The organism is Rubneribacter sp., from assembly GCF_965361815.1.
Genome location: NZ_CBDTNW010000191.1, coordinates 1 through 22,379, shown reverse-complemented (window position 1 = coordinate 22,379; position 22,379 = coordinate 1). Strand labels below are relative to the sequence as shown.

The 22,379-nt window shown below is 67.0% G+C and carries 9 protein-coding genes; all 9 read right to left on the bottom strand.

What is annotated here, in order from left to right; all coding sequences use genetic code 11:
• Positions 1-524: 524 nt before the first annotated feature.
• On the bottom strand, positions 525-1,844 hold the full coding sequence (locus ACWKY3_RS13755) for a histidine kinase (protein ID WP_449316962.1): 1,320 nt from the start codon (positions 1,842-1,844) through the stop codon (positions 525-527).
• Between the two features lie 84 nt (positions 1,845-1,928).
• On the bottom strand, positions 1,929-2,867 hold the full coding sequence (locus ACWKY3_RS13750; protein WP_449316961.1) for a sulfite exporter TauE/SafE family protein: 939 nt from the start codon (positions 2,865-2,867) through the stop codon (positions 1,929-1,931).
• 16 nt (positions 2,868-2,883) lie between these two features.
• Complete coding sequence (locus ACWKY3_RS13745) at positions 2,884-4,185, bottom strand: glycosyltransferase family 2 protein (protein WP_449316960.1); 1,302 nt, start codon at positions 4,183-4,185, stop codon at positions 2,884-2,886.
• Between the two features lie 301 nt (positions 4,186-4,486).
• Positions 4,487-11,338 (bottom strand): YDG domain-containing protein, encoded by a 6,852-nt coding sequence (locus ACWKY3_RS13740; protein WP_449316959.1) that lies wholly within the window; start codon positions 11,336-11,338, stop codon positions 4,487-4,489.
• Positions 11,339-11,492: 154 nt separating this feature from the next.
• Complete coding sequence (locus tag ACWKY3_RS13735) at positions 11,493-16,010, bottom strand: YDG domain-containing protein (RefSeq protein WP_449316958.1); 4,518 nt, start codon at positions 16,008-16,010, stop codon at positions 11,493-11,495.
• 877 nt (positions 16,011-16,887) lie between these two features.
• A complete protein-coding gene (locus ACWKY3_RS13730; protein ID WP_449316957.1) occupies positions 16,888-17,580 on the bottom strand; it encodes a ferric reductase-like transmembrane domain-containing protein in 693 nt (230 codons plus the stop codon).
• Positions 17,577-18,296: a TorD/DmsD family molecular chaperone gene (locus ACWKY3_RS13725; protein ID WP_449316956.1), complete on the bottom strand. Its 720-nt coding sequence runs from the start codon at positions 18,294-18,296 to the stop codon at positions 17,577-17,579. The genes ACWKY3_RS13730 and ACWKY3_RS13725 overlap by 4 nt, the downstream gene beginning before the upstream one ends.
• 153 nt (positions 18,297-18,449) lie before the next feature.
• Positions 18,450-19,112, bottom strand: coding sequence for a 4Fe-4S dicluster domain-containing protein (locus ACWKY3_RS13720; RefSeq protein ID WP_449316955.1), 663 nt, complete (start codon positions 19,110-19,112; stop codon positions 18,450-18,452).
• 14 nt (positions 19,113-19,126) lie between these two features.
• Entirely contained in the window at positions 19,127-21,604 is a 2,478-nt protein-coding gene (locus ACWKY3_RS13715) for a molybdopterin-containing oxidoreductase family protein (protein ID WP_449316954.1), read from the bottom strand.
• Between the last annotated feature and the right edge of the window lie 775 nt (positions 21,605-22,379).

Below are 22,379 nucleotides of genomic sequence, written 5' to 3'. Positions count from 1 at the left end.
CCTTTCAAGGAGGCGCGCGGAAAGGCCGCGCGTTTCCCCAGGTAGGCAGCTCGCGGTTTTGGTTATCCTCTTTTGAGGATGTGGATTGGGGGCCGTTTTGTCCAGAAGGGCCGCCGTTCGCTGTTAAATCACCGTTGACACGAACCGGTGTTTGCCGAATCTCGGGCCGGGCTTCCCCTGATTGGGCGTTTTGGAAAGCCCCGTCTGCCCGTCGGAAAGGGCTCTCCGAAGCGCCGGCGGGGCCTTGCCCGGCGGCCCGGCCCATGCCGATCCCGGTTCAACAGGGGCGCTTTCGAAAGTTGGTCACAAACGTCGCCCTGTGGCACTCCGGGCGGTCGATTCGGCTCGCCAGCAAGCCGCACGATTCTCGCGACCTGGGGTTTCTCCAAGCGCGGAGGGCACAGAGGGCAGAAAACCGGCCCCGCGCGTGCCATAGGGTGCGGTTTGTGGCCAACTCGCGGGCAACCCCTCGCCGAGCCGCCGGCACGGGCCTGCGCCGGCCGGATTCCGGGCCGGTCCTCGCCCTACCGTCCCAGCGCACCGCCTTTGAGCACCAGCTTGACGCAGGTGCCGACGCCCAGCTCGCTTTCCACGTCCATATGGGTGCCCATTCCGAAGTACCCGCAAATGCGGTCGTGCACGTTTTTCACGGCAATGCCCAGCCCCGTGGACGATTCCGGATGCAGGATGTTCTGCCGCGCCTCCTCGGTCATGCCCACGCCGTCGTCGGCCACGCGGATGACCACGTCGTCGCCGGCCACCTCGCCCTTCACCAAAATGGTCAGCTTTCCCTCCGAGGGCATGGCGTGGCGCACCGCGTTCTCCACCAGCGGCTGGATCAAAAACGGCGGCACCAGCATGTCGTCCACGCGCGGATCGATGTCCTCCTCCATGACCACGCGATCGGCCCCGAAACGCGCCACCTCGAACGTGAAGTACCGCCGCGTCTGCTCCATTTCCCGAGCGAACACAATGAGGTCGGCCGAGTCCTCCAACGTGCGACGGTAGAACACGGCGAACTCCCGCAGCAGCTTGCGCGCGGTCACGGGGTCGGTGCGCACAAGCGAGGCGATGGTGTTGATGGTGTTGAACAGGAAATGGGGGTTGATCTGGCTTTGCAGCATTTTCAGCTCCATGCGCGTGGCCAGCTGCGTCTGCTCTTCCAACGCGGCCGCGGCCATCTGCGTGGACAGGAGCTGGCCGAACCCCTCGGCCATTGATTTCTGCGTCTCGCTGATGTGGCTGGCGCGCCGGTAGTAGAACTTGAGCGTACCGGCCACGGTGCGGCCGATGGTCAGCGGCACGATGATGGCGGCCTTGATGCTGGAATGGCCCCGCGGAAAGCCTATGTCCTCGGGCGTGAACAGGATGCGCATCGTGCCCTCCGCGATGGCGGCGTGCGTCGCATGCGTTCGGATGATGCTGCCGGTGGGGTTCGCCGACTCCTCGTGCCCGACATAGGCCAAGATGCGCTCTTTGTCGGTAATGGCCACCGCGATGGCGGCCGTGGCGGGAAGCAGCAGCTGGCAGATCTTCTGCGCTGCGGCAGGATCCATGCCCTCGCTCATGCACGCGAGCGTTTGGCTTGCCAGCTTGAGCATGGCGTTGGATTGGCGCGCGCGCACCGAGTCGGGGTCCATGTACAACCGGATGACCACCACAATGGACAGGGTGAACACCACGCCCGCGCAGGCCAGGGCCGCCATGTTGCGGTTCGGGCCCACCAGGTGCCAGATGAGCACCAACCCCGAGAGCACGGCAATCGTGAACATGAGCATCTCGAGCGTGAAGAAGCGGGGCAAGGCCGCCCTTGCCGCCCGAGCCGCTTGAGCGTCTTCCTGCATACTCTCCTCCTGACCAGGGCGCGCCGCCCAGCAAGCGCCCAGCATGGCGGCGGCGCGTGCGCAGCGCCATCGCCGTTTCGTCCGTCAGCCCAGTATACCGAATTCGTTGAGCGCCAGCAGGACGGCGGCCACCAAAAGAAACCCGCTGAAAATGAAGCGGAGCGTGCGCTCGGGAACCACGCGCACCAGGCGGGCGCCCACCGCCGCGCCGGGGATGGACCCCACCGCCACGGCGATGCCCGCCAGGTAGTTGATGTTGCCGAACAGCGCCTGCTCGATAACGCCGGGAACGGCCAGTATCATGACGGCCATCAGCGAGGTCCCCGACGCCAGCCGCATGGGAATGCCAACGAACGACAGCATGAAAGGCACCATGATGAAGCCGCCCCCCACGCCCACGTACCCGGAGGCAAGACCGGCCCCCAGACCGATGATCGCGCCCGTGACCAGCTGCTTCCGCGTGAGTTTGACGGAAGAGGGGGACGACGCGGCGTCGTTGGCGGTACCGGAGGCCGCGGGCGCAGGGCCGGCAGCGGAGCCGGCGGGCGCGCCGTCGGGCCGCGCAGAGGCCGCAAGCCCATCCCCGCTCGCAAGCCGAGCGCCCTTCGCGCCGCCTTTCGCGGATTGGCCCGCTTCCGCAGTCCGCGACTCCTTCACCGCCTTCCTGAGCACGTCGACAGCCGACCACCCGATGATGAGGGCGGCGGCCACCATGATCGCCCACGACGGCGAAATGCTGGCCAGCCACACGCCCACAGGCGAAGTGAGGGCGCCGCCCAAGCCGGTGGCCACCCCCAAAGAAACCACGCACGTTTTGAACCGCACATGCGACGCCACGCCCGACACGGACGTGGGGATGATGGTGAACAGCGACGTTGCCGTGGACATGACGGGGCTCATGTTGAAGAGCAGGCGGAACACGGGCACCAAGATGGTCCCCCCGCCTATGCCGAGCATGCCCGACAAAACGCCGATCCCCGCTCCAACAAGCGCGGGAAGAGCGAACAGCGTGAGGGTGTCCATAGGCGCAACCGACTCCCTACTCGGCGATGTTCAGGCGTATCTCGCTTGTGACGCCCGGGTCAATGGCCGACGGGGAGGCGGCCACGGGATGCACGGGCGCGCCGTCGCCGGCGGCGTCGAGCTGACGCTGGGCGGCCGACTGCAGCAGCGCCGTGCGCAGGATCTGGTCGCCCTCCATGCGCGCCATAAGCTCCGGCCACACGAACTGGAACTCGAAGTACTTCGCGCAGTTGCGCTGGGCGTACGTGGTGGCCTCGCCCGTTGCCGCCTTGGCAGCCTTGCGGTACGCCCGCTTGTCGGGGCGCGCCAAGCTGCGCAGAAACGCCGTCAGGCGGATGCGCTTCGTGATGCCCGGCTCCAGGAACGGACCCGGATACGGCTCAAGCGACGAGGGCTTCACCTGCAGAAGGTCGATCTGGGTGCGGCTGTACTCCATCTTGCGGTACTCGTAGAGCCAGCGGAAGATGTCCTGGCGGAAACGCGTGCCCTCGCTGGCCGTCTCGGGGGGCAGATGGCGCAGGCTCCACTGGTTGTCGAACCAGATGTCCGAGCCGTACATGCGCAGGTTCAGCATGTAGTCCAAATCCTCGCCGCGCGCGATCCACGGGTCGAAGGACAGGCGCCGGAACGCCTCGCGATGCAGCGCCAGGCAGCCGCCGCACACGTGGTTCGAACGCGACAGGCGCGGACCCCGCACGGCCTTCGAGATCCACTTGTTGAACGCCCTGCCCTGCTGCCAGAAATGGTTGTACCACTTGTCTTGGCTCTTCGAGAGGTAGGAACCTTCGGAATTGAAGTAGAACCCGGTTTTGGCCAGGATGGGGATGCCCTTCTTGGTGAGCTTGCCCAGCCCGTACATGGCCTTTTGGAGGAAGTCGGCGTCGTCCACCACCTCGTCGTCGTCCAAAAACACCACCGAGTCGTAGCCCAGGACGTTGGCCATCACCAATCCGAGGTTGCGCACGGCGCCGTACCCGGCAAGGCCGATCTCCTTCTGCAGCTTGCCCAGGCCCAGCTGCTCCATGCGCTGCTGAACGAGCGCCAGCTCGGACGAGCCGATGACCAGCGTGTTGAGCGATGGGAACCGGGACACCGCAGCCTGCACCTTCTCGGACGCCTGGTTCTCTATGGAAGGCTCGCTGACAACCAGCACCAGCACCTGGCCCAGCCCGCGTACCTTCTGCAGCGACGCAAGAAGCCGCGGCAGCTCGCCGGGCGCCGAGATGGGCGTGGCGTGATCGTAGGTGGTGAGCATGGTGCCGCCTTCTTTGCGGCGCCGAGCGGAGATGAAAACGGGAACGACGACAACCGGGTTCATGCACGTCCTTCTATCGGCCAACAGTTCGCGGGCCTGCGGGCGAAGACGGCGGGGCCGCGCCCGTCCGCAAAGCCGGACACCGTATTGTATAGCCAGAATCGTTCGGCTGTCGCCCAATTCATCGAATCAGTGCAGCGGGACGAAGGGCGAAAGGCGGCGAAAGGACGGCGGGGCGCCCCTGTTTGGGACGGCGGGGGCGCTCGCTTGGCGGGCCCCCATCGCGTCCGGCGGGGGCGCTCGCTTGGCGGGGCGTGCCGCTCGGGACGGCGGGGGCGCTCGCTTGGCGCGCCCCCGCGCGCCATCACCTTCCCTTGCGACGCACGACGAGCGCGCAAACGCCCGCCGCCACCGCGCAAACCGCAAGCAGCACCACCGCGATCGCAAGCGGATCGCCCGTCGGCAGGGGGACCTGCGCCGGGGCGGCGGCCTTCTCCTCGCCCGACGTCGCGGGCGCGCCCTCCCCCGCCGGCGCCGAACCGGACCCGGGGTTAGACCCAGGGCTGGAGCCGGAATCGGGGGTCGCCGCGGCATCCGACCCAGAGCCGGAGCCGGGCGCGGAACCGGGGGGCGTCGCGGGATTGGAGTCCGGATCCTGCCCGACGTTCGGCGCCTCGGCAACCCGCACCGCAACCGTGCCGGAGACAGGCTCGTAGTTGGCGGAGTCCCGGGGAACGAACGTCCACATCGCCTCGTGCTCGCCTGCCGCAAGCACGAGCGAGGGGTCGCTCCACGCAAGCGAACCCGGAACCGGATCGCCCGAAGCATCGTTCGAAAACGCCCCCGACAGCCCGACGGCGGACAGCGGAGAGCCGGCCGCCACCTCCCCGATCACGGAAACCGAACCCGTCACCGCAGGCACCGCCTTCACAACCTCGCCGACGGCGGACACCGGCGGCGCGTCCGCCGCAATCACGTAGTTCGACGCCGCGTCGCTGCCGAGCAGCTGCACGGACACGTTCGTCGCGCGCTTGCCCGCGCCCGCGTTCGCGTCGGCGTACACCCCCGCCCCCTGCACGTCCGTGCCCACGACCAGCCGCTCGCCGGGCACAAGGTTGTCGAACACGGCCTCGGCCACCGGGGCGTCAAGCGAGCCGTCGTAAGCGCGCGGGGCGATGGAGGCCGAAACAAGGACGATCTCCCGCGGCGCTATCCCCGAGGGGACCGTCCCGCGCACCTCGACGCCCGAACGGGCCGCGGCGGGCAACGCGTAGTTGTGGGCCCGGGCACCGAAGAGGGAAACCCCGGAGGCCACCACGGCGTTCTCGTACGCGTTCTTCCCGGCGAACGCGTACGCCGCAGCCGTTGCCTCCACCTGGCCGGCGTCGGAGGCGAGCACCCCGCCCGTCAGCGCCAGCCCCAGCGTGTGGCTCGCCGGAACGGCCGTTGTGCCGTCGTAGGCCTTGGCGGCGTCGCCCGTCAGGGCCACCTCAACCGAACGCCGGGCGACCGAGAGCGGCACCGTTCCCGAAACGGGCTGGTAGGTGGCCGAATCGTCAGGCGCGAACGTCCAGGAGGGGGCGGCGTCGCCCGCATCGGGGACCGCGCCCGGGTCGTCCCACGAAAGCGTGCCTGCAACCTCCCGCCCCGTCTGCGGATCGACGAACGTCGCCGAAAGGGCCGACTCGGAGACGGCCTGCCCGTACGTTATGGGCGTTGCGGCCACGCCCGACGCGACGGGCTGGGCGCGGTTGGCGCTCGACACGTTCAGAACCGCCGTCACAGGTTCGAAGTTGCCCGACTCGTACACCGCGGTCACCGTGCCCACCGGCCCCTCGGCAGACGATTCGACAGGCTGGATGGGCAGGGTCAGCACCGAACCCTCCAAGCGCGCGGGGCCGGCGCCCTCATCGTAGTAGCCGCCCGACACGTTTACGGAGCTGAGCGTCCAACCCTTCGCATCGCCCCATGTCAGACCGTCCCCAAGCGCGGGAAGCAGCGTGGCGAAGTCGAACGTCGCCACCGAGGGGACGCCGTTTTTGACGACGAGCGAGGCGGACGCGGCCGCAGGCGGGGCCACGCGCTCAACAACAACCCGCGCCTCAACTTGCCGCTGCTCGTAGCGGATGTGCGGGGCGGCCGTTACGTCGGTCCATGCGGCAAGCGTTATCCGCACATCGTAGGCGCCGGCGTCCGTTGGCAGGCCATCCCGCCACCCGTCCGTCGCGCCGGCGGCGCGGTGTTGGTAGGACAGCTGGTCGGCCGTGGCGGGAACGGCGCCGTACGCAGCCTGCGCCACCACGTCGGCCTGTTGGAGGGCCGCGCCGTCGTAGGGCACGGAGGCGCCGGCCACTGCGGAAAGCGTCGCGACGCCCTCCACGACCTCGGGCTTGGCCGGGGCGATGACCACGCTGCGGGAGATCTTCGGATCGGCGGGCACCCGGTACCACGACGCCCGGTCGCCCTCCACGCGCTCCAAGGTCACCTGGAAGGTTCCGGCGGTCTGGCGGGAGGCGTTGTCGCTCAGCACAAACGCCAAGCCCTTGTCGGGCACCTTCGACCCCTCGGCGACGGAGGCGCTCACGTGCACGCCGTCGTTCTCGCGGCGGTCGTCCATGCCGCTCCACGCAACGTCGCCATCCGCAAGCGTGTACGGGTTCGCCGTCAGGCGGGCGGTGGCCCGGCCCTCGACATGGTTGCCCCCGTCCGCCACCGCGGTGACGGTGATCTGGTTCTCCCCCGGCTCAAGCGCGTCAACCGCGTCCTCAAGGGCGAACACGGCGCTCAGCTCCTCTTGGGCAAGGCTCAAAACCCCCAGCTCCCCGCGAGGACCCGCTATGCTCACCTGCGCCGGCGAGTCCGCCGACGCGCCGGCTATCCGCGCCGTCACGGTGAAATGGTCGTCGGCCACGTAGGTGACGCTCGGCTGCTCGACGCCGGCCTCGCCCACCTGCCACGGAACCGGCGTGATGGAGCCCCGCGCGTCAACGTGGCCGCTGGCGGCAAGCCGGTAGAACCCGGCGTTCTCTCCCGACAGCGACACATCCGAGGCCACGATGGGCACGTCGGTCCCCGCGTCCGCCGACGCGTACGCGTACGACCCCACAATCACCTGCGGCGCCAAGCCGCCCACCACCTGATCGGCGGGAACGGCCGCCGTGATGGCATCTGGCATGGTCACTGCGGTCGTGCCGTCGTAGGGTTTCGTCACGCCCGAGGCCGCATGCTCCACCGTCACCTCCTTCTTCGCAAGCCGCACCTCGCACGCAACGTCATGGGAACCCGACGCGTCGGCGAAGCGCACCGCAAGCGGCGTGGCGTCGTCGGCGCCGTACCGGTCGGCGGGGATGTCGGCGTTATCGAGCACGACGGGGACGGAAAACGAGCCGTCGCCGCCCACCTCGCCCGTCGCCAGCACCACAGAATCCCACAGCACGCTCACGCCCTGCGAACCCGCGGCCGCCTCCGCGCTCACGCTCCCTTTGACGGTGACGACGTCGCCGAACGTGAACTCGGTCTGCGCAACGTCCCCCGCGTACGTGGTCGCCTGCAGGTTCACCTCGGGCGCGGCGCCTTCCTCCACCTCCACCTGCGTTGCCGGGCTCACCGCCTCAAGGTAGCCGCCGTTGCCGGCGTACTTCTGCTTCACCCAGTACGCGGTGTTCGCCGCAAGGCCCGTGATGACCGGGCTTTCCTGCCACGTGTACTGCCCGTTCTCCTCCGTGCTCCAGCCGTAGCGCACGCCACCGCGCCCCTGCGCCGGGTCCAGCTCCTCAAGGGTGACCGATCCCGCGCCGACGCTTTCCACCACAGGCGCCTCGGGCGCCTTCTGCGACACGCGCGCCGGCTGCCCCACGCTGGCCACCATGTCGCCGACCGCCTTCGCTATCTGGCCGCCGTCGTACACCACGCCGATCTCCGTGCCGTCGCGCCGCGCACCGTCGGCCACCACGGGCGCGGCCTCGATGAACGCGTTGCCGGGGCGAATCTTGAACGAGCGGCTCTCGCCGGGTTTCAGCACCTTGTCGGCCTCGGTCGCGTCAACGAACTCGAACAGCGCGTAGGGGTCCCCGCCCGTGCTGGGATAGAGCGCAAGCCCCTCGAGCGCAGCCTCCTTCTTGCCCGTGTTCGCAAGCTCAACCGTCAAAAACTCCGGCGTGAAGCCTATGCCGAACGCGCCGTTCGGCTCGAACATCAGCAGGCCGTCCTCGCCTCCCGAAATGGAGAAGCCGGGCTGCTCAACCTGCGACTCCTCCACCTCCACAACGGTGGCCGACGACGCGAACGCGTTGCCCGGGCCGCCTTCGTAGTCGCGCATGACGTGGGCCTGGGCGTCCCAATGCCGGCGCTGCGGGTTGTAGTCCGCCTTGTAGCGGACCTCGTAGGTTCCCGCAGGCACCTCCACGCTGCCGTCCGCGTAGACGTCCTGCCATACGCCCGTTCCGTCGTCGGTTTTCGGACGGTACTGCATCGCGGTGGTGACGCCGGTGATCTTGCCGTCGCCGCGGCCGCTTGCGCTGGGCTGCTGGCTGCCCAGGCCCTGGGGCCCCTGGGGGCGGGTGGGCACGGTCACCGCCGTGGCGGCCGAGGGGAACGCCGAGGCGTTGTCAGCCACGCGCAGGTACACCACGTGCGGCTCTTCGCCGTACTCGCCGATGAACGGGGAAACGGACGCGCCGTTCGCTATCTTTTGCCCGGTGAAGTCCTCCTTGGTGTTCGCCTCGTGTATTTCCACGCCGTTTTCCATGTAGACGGTCACCGTCTCGGCGGCGTAGTCGATCTCGAAATCCCACTCGGGTGGCGCCGAGGGAACGGGGTACTCGTACTCGCCGTCCTCGGTCAGCTTGCCCCATTGCAGATCGACGTTGTACACGCCGTCGAGCCTTTGCGACACGTAATTGGGGTCCTCGATATGGGCCGTCACGCTGTAGGAGCCCGCGCTCAAACCGCGAATGGTGGGATAGGGCTTGGAGGAGTCGGCGATGATCCACCCGTCCGACCCTCCTTCGCCGGCGTCCGGCCGCGCGATGCGCTCGCCGATGGGCAGGTACGCGGAGCCGTCGTAGAGCACGGTGGCCCGCACGGTTTCGCCTTCCACGTTTTGGTACACGGCCTCCAAAGGCCCGTTGTAGCCCTGGTCGTAGACGGTGGTCTGCACGCCCCCTTCCGGGTAGTCGGGGTTGGACGCTTGCGCGACGGAGGCGCGGTAGGCGGCCTCGTTGTGGTCGTAGGTGTTCCAGAACCCGCCGAACCGGTCTTCTTCCCACACCAGGTCGCCGTCGGCGTAGATGGATGTGGTGTCGGTGGCGGACTGCTCGGACCCCACGCGCCAGAAGGGCTTCTCCGACTCTTTGAGCCGCGTGGTGACCACCACCTGCTTGGGGTGCACCACAAGCTCCAGCGCGGTGGAGAGGCTTGCGATCTGCCCGTTCGTCTCGTACGTCACGGTCACGGTCGCTTGGTAGGCGCCGGCGTCGATGGACCCTTTGGGGACGATGCTCCACGACTCGTCCGCATCACCCGGGGCGATGGCGGCAACGCCTCCCCTCACCTCGAAGACCTCCGGCAGGTTGGTGGACACGGACACGTTGGCGGCCTGGGACAACCCCACGTTGTCGATGCGGACGCTTTGGCCCAGGCGCCCCATGTCGTCGCCGTACGTGGCGTCAAGGGCCGCCAGGCCGCCCAGCTGGAGCGCCGCGCCCCCCTGCCCGTCGGTCACCTTGAGCGCGACGTCGGAGGTGCGGCTGGCAACCGCGGTGGCCCTTGCGTCCTCATCCGCCTTCTCGGCGAACACCTTCAGCGTGTAGTCGCCCCACTGCATGTCCTGGGGGATGGTCAGGGCGTAGGTTCCGTCCTCGGCTTTGTCGGCAAGGGGGCCGTAGGCCATCACGGCGCCCGCCGAGTTCACGAGCATGGCCGAGATGCGGTTGTAGCCCCTTGCGGGGTCGACGCCCGTCACCTGGACGGACAGCTGCGATCCGGGAGAGGCGGCGTCCAGCCCCCCAGCCACAAAGGCCCGAAGCGCCGCGTCGTCGTTGAGCACGGCCACGCCCCACTCGTTGCCGGAGGAGAGGGCGGTGCCCGAAAGGGACTCCGCGCGGGAGGCGCCGGCGTCAATGAAGTACAGCACGCCGTCCCATCCCAGGTTCAGCGCGGGCGCGACGCCGATGCCCTCGTATCCGCCGGCGGCGCTTTTGGCGAGCGCATCCAAGCCGAGCGTGCCCGCGCCTTCGGCCAGGGGAACGTCCAAGCCGAGCGCGCCTGCGCCTTCGGCCAGGGGGGCGGCCTCCCTGTTGGAGTACACCGCGCCCTCGGAATCCACGGCTGCGGGGCGGATTTGGTCGTACATGCCCTCGGATCCGCTCAAATCCAGGTAGGAGCGCGTCCAATAGGAGCCGTACGCGTTCGTGGACGTGCTCACCGTCGCGCCCTGCGACTGCGCGTAGGGGGTGGCGGTGAGCTGCACGGAGGACTGGACGTAGGAGGTATCGGGGAAGGGCGCGAAACCGTAGTCCGCGCGCAGAAGCTCCGCCCCCGAAAGGATGAACGCCGTGTCGTCGGCAAGGGGCATGTCCACAAGCAGGCCCACGTTGCCCCTCGCCGGCCACGTGGTGCGCTTGACGGCGGCCTGCTCGTCGGGCGTGAAGGCGGTGTTCCAGAAACCGCCCGCGGTGTAGGAGTCGTACTGCTGGTCGAAGCTTTCCGAGCGCATCCATTTGCGCAGGTTGGACTCGTTCCACTTCTCGTCGAAGTGGTTGATCTGCTCCTTCCAGAGCACCTGGTCCACAATGTAGGCCGTCTGCAGAAGGAAGCTGTCGGACGCGGCGTTGCCGCTGGCCGACTCCTTGTCAAGCAGGCGCCACCGCAGCGGATCCTTCTGCTCGGCGGAGTCTATGAAGTAGCGGCCGAAGTAGACGTAGCTGCCGTTGCCGCCGTTCGCCCAGGTGGCCGATGGCGAAGCGGTGGGCTGCGCCGGGTTGCGGACGCCCGAGACGAACCCGTCGGGCTGCACGAGGTTCACCGTGCGCGCCGTGTTGTCCCACGCGCTTGCGCCGCCCTCCTCAAGCGGCGCCGATTCCCCTTCGCTCGCCCGCGCCGCTTGCGGCAGCGCCGGGAGCATGGACAATGCGAGCACCGCCGCCAGCAAAAGCGACAGGAGCGCGCCTTTCGGCCGAGCCTCCCCCGACCGAGACAAAGCTGTACGCCTCATCATGAACATCCTCTCAACCTCGAAACACACGCTGCACGCGCCTTCCTGCTGCGCCGCCTAGGCGGGCGAGGCCCCTCGCGCGGCCTCGCCCGCCCTCCCGCTGCATCCGCCCCGCGCACGACGCAAGCGGGGGCGCCTTCCTCTTCCGAGCCGGCCCTCACGCCCCGCTTCCAGAAGACGGCGCCGCCGGGTAGGACGGATCGTCGGCGAAGGAGGACACCGCAAGGTCCGCCCATGCGCCGTGGTTGTTGCCGGACCCTTGGCACAGCATGGTCAGACGCGCCTGGACGGCCTGGTCGGGCACCGCAACCGACACTTTTTCCGCCTCGTGCTTCCAACCGTGGGCCCCGGTTTGGAAGGCGTCGCCTATGAGCCGGCCCTGCGCGTCCAGGAACTCAACCCGGAAGGCCACCTTGCAGTAGTGGCCCCACTTGAGGTTCTGGCGCACCGATCCCAGCACGCCCGCCGTGGCGGACAGCACGCGCCGCTCGCCCGCGGGCAGGTCCACGACCTTCGGGTTGTTGCTGCGCTCCATTTGGACGACGCCTTGCGAGTAGGCCGTCTCCTTCCCGTCTTGCAGCAGGGTGAACGAGGCTTTGCCAACCTCCAGCGCCACGCTGCCCTCGGCGATGGCGGCGCGCGTTTCAAAGGACCCGGACGCAAGCTCGTAGTTCGCGGCCTTGGCCGAATCCGCAAGCGCCACCGTCACGACGGCGACGCGCGAGCCGGACGCCCCGGCGCCGTCGAAGGAGGCGCTGGCCTCGTAGTCGGCGCCCGCCTCAAGCGCCTCGCCCGCAACCAGGCCCTCAAACGACACCGACTCCACCCGCGCCTCGGTCGTGCCGTCGTAGGCTTTGTCGGCCACCTGGGCGGAGGAGATGGAAAGCGGGGCCTTGGCAACGGAGGCCGGCACGGACACGGAGGGCGGCGCGCTGTACCACTGGGCGTCGGCGCCCGCAAGCGTCACGCCCTCCACCAGCACCGCGGACGCCCGCGCCGCCTCGGCATGGTCGTAGGCGGCGGATGCGAACTCCACGCGCACATCGTCGTCGGCAACGGCGCCCGACGCCACCACGGACGAGCCCTGGGGAAGCGCCGTCGTGCCGTCGTAGGCCTTGGAGGGGCCCTCCACCGTCACCGCCGCATCGCGCTTCCCAAGCTCCACCCGGACCTCGGAGGAGACAGAGCCCGTTGCGTTGGCGTTGCCCCTGAACTGCACGGTCAGAAAGTTCGATCCCACGGCCAGGCCCTTTTCCGCCGTGTCGTAGACGAACTGGGCGGGCGTGCCGGGTCGCGCCTCCAGCTCGCCCAGGTGCGTGCGGCCGGCCCACACATGCACCGTTTCGGACTCGGCCAGCGCGGCCTCGGACTCGGAGGAGAGCGTCACCGTGACAACCAGGTCCTCCCCGTACGCGACGTGCTCCGCAGCACTTGCCTCGACGCTGGTCGAGGCGTAGGAGATGGTCGCCTGCGTGCGGACGGAGGCGTTTTCAAGCTGGTAGTTCTCCGCAGCGGCGCCCGTCAGCTCAACCGAAACGGCCACGCCCTTTTCGGACAGGGACGCGGACGGATCGTCGAAGGCGCCGACAACCTGGTAGTGGGTGCCCGCCTCCAAGGATTCGCCGGCCACCACGCCCTCGAACGCAACGGATTCAACGCGCGCATCCGCGGTGCCGTCGTAGACCTTGTCCGCCACCTGGGCGGAAACGACGGAGAGCGGGACCTTGGCAATGGAGAACTCAACCGGCTGGGAAACGGCCCCCGCATACACCAGGCCCTCGGCCAGATGGGCCGTCACGCGGTACTCGCCGGCGGCCGAGGGGGCGGCGCCCAGCGCCTCCCAGCCCTCCCCGGACCTGCGCTCCCACGAAAACGTGACGGCCCCGGTGCTGCCCGAGGCGCGAACCGCAGGCTCGGCGACGGGGCTGCCATTGTACGCCAGTCCCTCCAGGTTCTCCGTTATCTCGATTTCGCTGGGCAGCTTGTCGGCCACGGAAGCCACCTCAAGGTTGGCCCATGCGCCGTGGTTGTTGCCGGACCCCTGGCACAGCATGGTCAGACGCGCCTGGACGGCCTGGTCGGGGACGGCCAGCTCGATGTCTTCCGCCTCGTGCTTCCAGCCGTGCGTCTGGGTTTGGAAGGCGTCGCCTATGAGCCGGCCCTGCGCGTCCAGGAACTCAACCCGGAAGGCCACCTTGCAGTAGTGGCCCCACTTGACGTTTTGGCGCACCGACCCCAGCACGCCCGCCGTGGCGGACAGCACGCGCCGCTCGCCCGTCGGCAGGTCCACGACCCGGGGGTTTCCGAAGGCCTCCTTCTGCACGAAGCCGCGGTCGTAGGCCGTCTCGGCCCCGTCGCGCAGCAGGGTGAACGACGCCTCGTCGGCCTCCAGCGCCACGCTGCCGTAGGAGATGGCGGCTTGGGCCGCAAAGGGACCGGGCGCAAGCTCGTAGTTCGACGCCTTGGCCGAGTCCGTCAGCGCCAACTCCACGGAGACGTCGCGCGACGGGGAGGCCCCGGCGCCGTCGAAGGAGGCGCTGGCCTCGTAGTCGGTGCCCGCCTCAAGCGTCTCGCCCGCAACCAGGCCCTCAAACGACACCGACTCCACCCGCGCCTCGGTCGTGCCGTCGTAAGCCTTGTCGGCCACCTGGACGGAGGGCACAGAGAGCGGAGCCTTGGCTATTTGGAACTCCACGGATCCCGACGCCGCCGCATGCACGGCGTCAGCCGCAACCGAGGCCGTCACGCGGTACTCGCCGGCGGCCGAGGGGGCGGCATCGAGCGCCTCCCAGCCCGCCCCGGACCTGCGCTCCCACGTAAACGAGACGGCCCCGGTGCTGCCCGAGACGAGGATGGCGGACTCGGGAGCGGGGCTGCCGTTGTAGACCAGATCGCTCAAACCGCCCGCAACGCCCACCGCGCTTGGAAGCAGGCGGTCAAGCTTAACCACCCTGACCCCGGCCCACGCGCCGTGGTTGTTGCCGGACCCCTGGCGCAGCATGGTCAGACGCGCCTTGGCGGCCTGATCGGGAACGGCCAGCTCAATGTCTTCCGCCTCGTGCTTCCAGCCGTGCGTCTGGGTTTGGAAGGCATCGCCCACCACCTGGTTGGCGGCATCGAGGAACTCAACCTTGAACGCCACTTTGCAGTTGCTTCCCCACTGCGTGTTTTGCCGAACCGACCCCAAAACGCCCACCGTGGCCTCGAACAGGCGATGCTCGCCAGCGGGAAGGTCTATGACCTTCGGGTTGTTGCTGGCCTCCTTTTGGATGATGCCCTTCGCGTAGGGCACCTCCTTGCCGCCTTGCAGCAGCGTGAAGCTGTTCGCTCCCCCGAACTCAAAGACCTCGCCTTCCACAACAGACACCCGCGCCGTCTTGCTCGCCGAGTTTCCGTGGCTGTCGAACACCGATGCGGTGACCAGCCAATCGCCCGTCATGGCAGTGTCGATTCGCCCGGTTTCGGCAATGTCGCCGGGGCCGCTCACGCGCTCGACGGTTACCTGCAGATTTTCGGTCAGATCCTCTCCGTAGATATTCGAGTACCCGATCACGAGCGATTGAGGGTCAAGTTCGGCGCCCTTCGTGACAACCGTCGACTCCTTCACGCTCAGCGAGATGCCGGGGTACAATCCCCACGCCTGGGGGATGCGCGTGTCAGAAAGCGTCGGCATGACGGCGAACGTCGCGTTGTGCTTGCGGTTGGGCGCGTAGGTGCCCGACTGCATCCACCAGTTCGCGCCGCCCCATGTGGTGTCGCACATGTACCAGGCGCCGTCCATCAACAGGTAGTTCCACGCATGATAGGTGTTGCCGGAGGACGTGACGTTGGCGTACCCCTCCACCCAGATGGTGTTGATGCCCAGGTGGTGCATCAGGTACATCCACCCTTTGGCGTATCCGCCGCAGATGGCCTTTCCGTTGAGGAAGGCGCCGCGCAAATCGCTGCATGCGCCCTCCTGCTTGTACGAGACGCTGCCTTCGTACGCTTCTCGAAGGGCCCACGTTTGCTGGTAGATGGTCATGTCGGCCTTGAGGTTGGCCTTGAGCATCTGCTGAACCTTGGCCTCAATGTTGCGCAGGGCGTTTTGGTAGTTCGACCCCGCCGCCATGCCGTTGCCCACGGTGAACGTCTGCTTCGTCACCACGCCTCCGGCCTGGGTGAACGACGCGGCCCAGTCCTTCAGGTGGAACATGCGCGCCTCGTTGCGCACCAGGTAGCTCTGAATGCGCCGGGCGTCGTCGGCCGTGGGCCTGATGCCCAGGTCGGCGTAGTTGACCACCACCGACGCGTTGCCGCCGGACACCTTGTGCGCGCCGTCGGCGTTGTCGTAGTGCAGCAGGAGGTCCAGCACGTGGTCCCATGCCCTCTGCCCCTCGCTCGTCAGGAGCGTGCGCCCGTAGTACACGTCGGCCGCGAAGGGCTTGGCGGGGTCCATGTCGAAGGCCACGTGATTGAGCCCCGCATGCCCGGGTATGGCGGGACCGCCGTTCGCCGCAGGCTGCACGTCGATCGAGCGCAGCGCCGCCGCGTCGAAAGCGGGAGCGGGTTCTCCCGCTGCATCGTCCGCATACGCCGGCGTCGTCGCCAGCGCGCATGCAAGCGCGAGCGCGCACGACGCGAGCGCCCAGCGAGCCCAGCCGCGCCGGGCGAGCCGTTTCCTCGCCGCGCGCATGTCGCCTTCCCGCTTTCTCGTTTTTCCAACCGTGAGCACCATAGGGGCCAAAACCTCGCTTTCTCCATATGCCGACATTCCGTCGAAGCCGCGTGCCGCGCCGTCAGACCGCTCGCAAACCTTGCGGCCCAACGCTGCGATCAGGCGCCTCGACAGAAGCCGATGCTTAGTAGCACGTAATTTGTCTCATTTTGATGCAAGGGAGGGCGAAAAACCTCTACAGCAGCTTCGTTTTCGAAGGGGGATAGGGCCGCACGCGAGGAATTCGCAGGAGACTCTCCGTTAAACCGCCGCCGGCTCGGACCCGCGCCGACGGCGATCCGGCAGGGGCCGCACGCATCCGCCGTCAAACCAGGATTGGCATGAACCCGCGCTCGTCGGACCGCAGGCCGAACACCCCTTTGACCAGGTGATTCGAAAGCCCCTTCCCGCCCAGCAGGCGGGGTTCTCCGAAACACCGGTGGGGCTTTGCTCGGCAGGCCAACCGGGCCTATGGCAATCCCGGCTTAACAGCCCCCCGCGCGAGTTGGTCACAAAACGCGCCCTATGGCACTCCGGACGCCCGATCCGGCGCATCGGCGGGCTGCGCGATTTCCGCGACCTGGGATTTCTCCGGGCGCGAAGGGCGCGGAGGGCGGAAAGGCGGCCCCGCGCGTGCCACAGGGCGTAGTTTGTGACCAACCTGCGGGCGGCCCCTCGCCGAGCCGCCTCCGGCGGGACCCGCGTCAACGCCTGTTTAACGGCGGAGCACCAGCACCCACGTTGGAACCGCAGCAAAAAGCATCAAGCCCGTCAGGAATCCGAACGGGCTTGACGGAAAACAGAGAGGATCGTGAGAACCTTCGCGGCAGCGCGGGCAAAAGGTTCCTTCGCTTCTTTACGCGTCCGCGCAGGGCGGCTTAGAGGCTACGCGGTCGCGCGCGGCCCGCACGATGCGCGCAACCGCGTAGCCCGCAAACACCACCGAGTACGCGGCCACGCTCGTTTGCGCGGCCGCACCGCCGCGCAGGGCCGAGGGCAGCAGCATGAGCATGAGGTGCACGTACACCAGGGCGAAAAAGGGATACGCCCACAGCTGCACGCGTTTCCACGCCTCCTTGCTCATGCGGCGCTTCACCGCGTTGAACGACGTGATGCCCAGCACGAGCAGCAGCACGAGCAGCACGAACGCCACCGCGATGGCCGCCGCCACGTTGGCCTGCGGCAGACCCGACGCAAGCCGCGTGACATAGGAGGCCGCATACACCGCCACATGCCCAAGCGACAGCAGCCACGCCAGGATGGAAAGCTCGGCGCGCACGGGGCGCAACGTCTGCGCCACCCGCCCGTCGCGCTTGAACACCCCAATGTACATGACCACGGCAAACAGCGCTGTGGCCAGCGTGCACTTGTGCAGCAGCACGAACAGCGCATCGTGCAGCACGCCCGGCAGCTGCGCAAACGAATCGACCACGAACAGCGCGTCCAGCACAAGGGCAAGCGCGTAGAACACCCCGGGATGCGCTTTGAGCGGTCCTTTGCACGCAACGGAAAACACCACCGCGCCCGCCAGCACCAGCAGAAACGTCATGCGATCACCCCCGCTGCCTCTGTGTCCGCCAGCGCCCCCAACGCCGCCTCGCCCAGTGCGGCGAGCGCCGCGTAGGGCCCGCCAACGGCCGCCTCCTGCTCGCGCGTGCGCCTCATGAAGGACGGAATCCACGCCAGCGCGTGCTTGCGTGCGAACCGCACCGCACGGTCAGCCCAGGTCGCAGCCTCATCGGCCGCATCGCGCACCAACGCGTCCGCGCGCCGCGCATGCAGGTAGGACAGAAACTCGAACTCCTCGAACACGCTGTCGCACGGCTCCTTGCGAGCGTCCTTCGCCACCACGCCGGCCTCGCGCATCTGCGCCTCCACGTCCAGCGTCACCGGCGTGCGGAACAGCACGGGAATGCCCGGCGCGCCTTTCTCCACATGCAAAAACGCGCTTTCGTAGGGAAAGACGGGCGTGTGCCCGCCCGGCGCCAGGTACATCCGCGAATAGGCCACGCGCATGCCAGGCAGCACCTGCGCGACGTCGGCGCCGCGCCACGCGCGCAAGCCCTCGGCCACCCGGCGCGCCTCGTCGGCGGCAACGCCCGCGTCGATCAGGCACGCCTCGGCGTCGTCGGCCAGCGCGCCGTCGCACAGCCCAACCGCAAGCCGCTCGTCCGGATACGCGAACGCGCACGACAGCAGCTCGCACGCATCGGCCAGGCCCACGGCCCTCCGCACCTGCGCCTCCGTCTTCCGTTCCCGGTCCATTCGCTCCCCCTTCTCGCCCCAAGGGGCGACAGCCGCGCACCCCTGCGCAACCGCCGCCCCCGCCGTCAGCCGCCCGGGGGCACTGCCTCCCGGCCATGCCCCCGGCCCGCAACCGACGCCCGCCGAGGGGCCCGCCGGCGCGGGCGGCGGCCTTTACTGCAGACAGTACACGCTCGGCTTCGTGCCGGCCTCCTCCTGCAGAAACATGGTCTCGCGCCCTGCGATGGCCTTCGACACGTCCGACTCGGGGTCGTCCAGGTCGCCCCAGTAACGCGCGCGGCCCGGGCACAGCTGCATGCACGCCGGCACCTCGCCGCGGTCGATGAGGTTCTTGCAGAACGTGCACTTCTCCACCGTGCCGCCCTTGTGAGGCGGCGCGTCATGCTCGCCCACCACCACGTCAAGGTAGTACTCCGGACTTTTGATGAGCGTGCGCACGCCCTCGTACGGACACGCCTTGATGCACGACTCGCACCCGATGCACAGCTCGCTGTCCACCGTCACGATGCCCGTTTCCTCGTCCTTGGCCGTGGCGCCCGTGGGGCACACGTCCAAGCACGCCGGATTCTCGCAGTGCTGGCACTGGAAGGGAAGGAACAGGAGCGTGGGGTCGTCATACGTACCACCGGCGCAGTCGTTGGAAACAGCCCCCTTCGCAACCGCCAAACCAAGCGTGCTGAAGTCTTTGTCGGCTTTCGTATACACCACGTTGTAGCTGTAATCTTTCGGCATGTTGTTGGCAACTTTGCAGGCAGCGGCACATGCTTGGCATCCGAAGCAGCGCTTCAGGTCAATCGCCATTCCGTAATGAGTCATTTTTCACCACTCCCCTAGAGTTTCTCGATCGCAACCGCAACATCGTTGAAAGCCTGGTTCGCAATCATGGGATTGTAGTCTTTCGAAGACAGATTCGCGAAATGGCCGTCGATGAAGTCATCCTTCTGCCAACTGCGTCCAGACGACACCATCTTGCGCGGCAGACCGGCACTGATAGCCGCCTTCATGACCACATACCCGTTGTCGTTGTAAAGGCGAACCGTATCGCCTTCCACGATGCCCAACTCGGCAGCGTCGTCGGGATTGATGCGCACGACAGGCTCTCGCTCGAACTCGCGCACGTAACCGCACTCCCACCATTGCGTGTGCGTATGGGTGCGCATATGCTCGGACAGCACGCTGTAAGGATATTGTTGACGGTATTCGCGATCCTCCCCAATGAACTGCGGGGTTTCCCAATACAGGCCGCGCTCTTTGGAGATGTCGAATTCCACAGTGGCTACGTTATTGGGAACTGCCGTTTCCTGGTAGAGCTGAATGCGGCCGGTTTCCGTGGCAAGCACATCAGCGCTCCCCAGCTTGTCGCCCTCGGGATAGATGCGCACAGCCCCCTTGCTCTTGATGTTCTCCAGCGTGCAATCCAGCGATTTCCAATACTCGGAGTCCAAAACGGTCTGAGCGTACTCGTCTTCCGTGCACCAGAACTCGCCCAAACCGAGGCGATCTAAAATGCTGCCGAAGATCTGGAAGTCAGGCTTTGCCTCACCGAGAGGCTCGACGCATTTCTCCTGATAAAGCAAATACGGATGCGACGAGAACAAGAATCCGATATCCTCTTGCTCAAACCAATGGGCGGCAGGCAGCACAATGTCTGCATGCTTGCATGTTTCGGTCATGCACATGTCGGCAACCACGACAAATTCAAGCGCGTCAATCCAACGCGAGGTGTAATCGTTGTTGCACATGGTCACCAACGGATTCGAGCAATGAATGTACGCGCTCTTCACAACGTAGTCTTCACCCTTGAACTTACCCGTGGTGAACACGTCCTCGAACACCGTCGTATCCAGGTGCCCCGAAACGCCAGGCGCAACATTGCCCGCAGCGTCGGTGGGATAGCATGCCTCCTTGATATTGGAGAACATCATTTGGGGCAGATATTCTTCGCTTTGCCCAATGGCGGCGCCGGGCTTGCCCGCGTTGCCCGTCAGCAGCCCCACCAAATACACCGGCCAACCGGTGTAGTGAGCATTGCGATAATGGTTCAAACCCTGCATGATTTCAGTCGTCACCGGGCCATCTTCGTAGTAGACGCGCGCAAGCTCGCGGATGTCGTCCTCCGAAACGCCACATACTGCTGATGCCGCCTCGGGCGTCCATGCGGAAATGTAACTCATCGCGTTCTCGTACACCGTCTGGACCGCAATGCCCTCGATGGGAGCCACGTTCTCCAGGGCCGGTTTCGTAGCGTCGCTAAACGCGACAGCCTTGCCTGCATCTTCGTCCCACACAGCAGGCAGGTCAATCACCTTCGGCTTACCCGTCAACGGGTCCACGTCGCCCTCGGTCGGCTCGACGCCAAGATCGCTCATACGCAGGTACATGCCGTCTTCCTTGATGAGCAGACCGCAATTCGTCTTGTTGCGCAGCGTGTCGTCATCCACCCATCCGTTTGCAAGCAGCACGTTCAGCACGCCCAAAGCAAGCGCTCCGTCAGTGCCCGGCTTGACAGGTATCCACCAGTCAGCCTTCGCGGTGTTCGGGTTGAACACCGGATCGATGACGACGAGCCGTGTGCCGTTCTCCTTCGCTTCCATCATGAAATGCAAGGTATGGGGGAGAGAGATGGCGGGATTGTTCCCCCACAGTATCTGGGTTTTTGCATTTTTGCGGTCGGTGAGTTCGTTGCCAAGGTCGCTGCCGCCGTGCGCACGCGTCGCACCATAACCGGTTCCCACGTCCACGTCCAAGCCGGCATCGGTGCACCCAAGGATATTCTCGAATCGCACGACCGCGCCCACCGCATTGCAGCTGCCGCTGTAAAGCGCGTAGTTCCCCGAACCGTAAAAGAGCATGATGGACTGCGGGCCGTACTCCTCACGGTAGCCCTTCCATTTCTCGGCGATGGTATCAAGCGCCTCATCCCAACTGATGCGCTCGAAATCGTTCGAGCCACGCTCGCCGATGCGCTTCATGGGATACAGGACGCGGTCGGCGCTGTAGATACGGCCCACCTGGGTCAAACCACGCGCGCAAATACGGTTGTATTCCGGGTTCGGCATATCGCGCGCGGACGTACGCACCACCTGACCGTCGCGCACGTGCACATTCAGAAAGCAGCCGCCACCGCAGTTGCCACGGCATACGCCGGAGAAGATCTGCGTCTCCGGGGCCTCGGCTTGCGTGGAGTCGGTTTCCTCGAGGTTTGTCGTCTGCGGGCTGCAGCCGGCAAGGGCGCCTGCCGCCGTGAGGGCCGCCGCTCCCTTGATGAAGCTCCTGCGAGTGAAACTATGCTTCGTGGGTTCAGCCATGCTCATCTCCTCTCGTCCAGACGGCCGAAACGGCCGCATCGGGCCCGTCGCCGCATCAGCCACGAGGAGGGGAGGTGCGCCTTTGCGACGGCGGGCGGAAAAGCCTTCTCACCCCCGGCTTTTCGCTGGCTTCACTCTACGAGGATGCCGAGGTTATTGCGATAAATCGTCCATAAGTTTCGAGTTAAGAAGTTCTTAACGGGAGGTTAACGAGTTTTCCGATTGGCGGCAACAGCATCTGGCCATGGCGTTATCAACTCTCTGTTGAACCACCGCTGACACGAACCCCGCCGGAGGCGGTTCGGCGGGGGCCGTCCGCGCTTGCTTGGCGAGAAATCACCGAAATCGGAAACTCAACGGCGCCAACAACGCGCGGAGAGAAATTTCGGCAGACCGTGACCTGGCCTTTTCTTGAGCGAAAGCGTCCGTCAGCGCCCCATGCGCCGCCCAACCTTCCGATTTCGGTGATTTCTCGCCATCCGGAGCCTCTTCCGCTGTTGAACCACCGCTGGCACGGACCCCGCCGGAGGCGGCTCAGCGGGCGGGCGGGGGGTCGACCGCAAGTTGGCCACAAAACGCGCCCTGTGGCACGCCCGGGGCCGCCTTTCCGCCCTCCGCGCCCCTCGCGCCCGGGGAAATCCCAGGTCGCGGGAATCGCGCGGCCCGCCGGCGCGCCGGATAGGCCGTCCGGAGTGCCATAGGACGTCGTTTGTGACCAACTTGCGGAAGCGCCCCTGTTGAACCAGGGCCGGCAGAGGCCGAGCCGGCCCGTCGG

Coding starts and splice junctions, on each gene's coding strand:
- ACWKY3_RS13755 (WP_449316962.1), bottom strand. CDS start 1,844: ATGCAGGAAGACGCTCAAGCGGCTCGGGCGGCAAGGGCGGCCTTGCCC.
- ACWKY3_RS13750 (WP_449316961.1), bottom strand. CDS start 2,867: ATGGACACCCTCACGCTGTTCGCTCTTCCCGCGCTTGTTGGAGCGGGG.
- ACWKY3_RS13745 (WP_449316960.1), bottom strand. CDS start 4,185: ATGAACCCGGTTGTCGTCGTTCCCGTTTTCATCTCCGCTCGGCGCCGC.
- ACWKY3_RS13740 (WP_449316959.1), bottom strand. CDS start 11,338: ATGATGAGGCGTACAGCTTTGTCTCGGTCGGGGGAGGCTCGGCCGAAA.
- ACWKY3_RS13735 (WP_449316958.1), bottom strand. CDS start 16,010: ATGCGCGCGGCGAGGAAACGGCTCGCCCGGCGCGGCTGGGCTCGCTGG.
- ACWKY3_RS13730 (WP_449316957.1), bottom strand. CDS start 17,580: ATGACGTTTCTGCTGGTGCTGGCGGGCGCGGTGGTGTTTTCCGTTGCG.
- ACWKY3_RS13725 (WP_449316956.1), bottom strand. CDS start 18,296: ATGGACCGGGAACGGAAGACGGAGGCGCAGGTGCGGAGGGCCGTGGGC.
- ACWKY3_RS13720 (WP_449316955.1), bottom strand. CDS start 19,112: ATGACTCATTACGGAATGGCGATTGACCTGAAGCGCTGCTTCGGATGC.
- ACWKY3_RS13715 (WP_449316954.1), bottom strand. CDS start 21,604: ATGGCTGAACCCACGAAGCATAGTTTCACTCGCAGGAGCTTCATCAAG.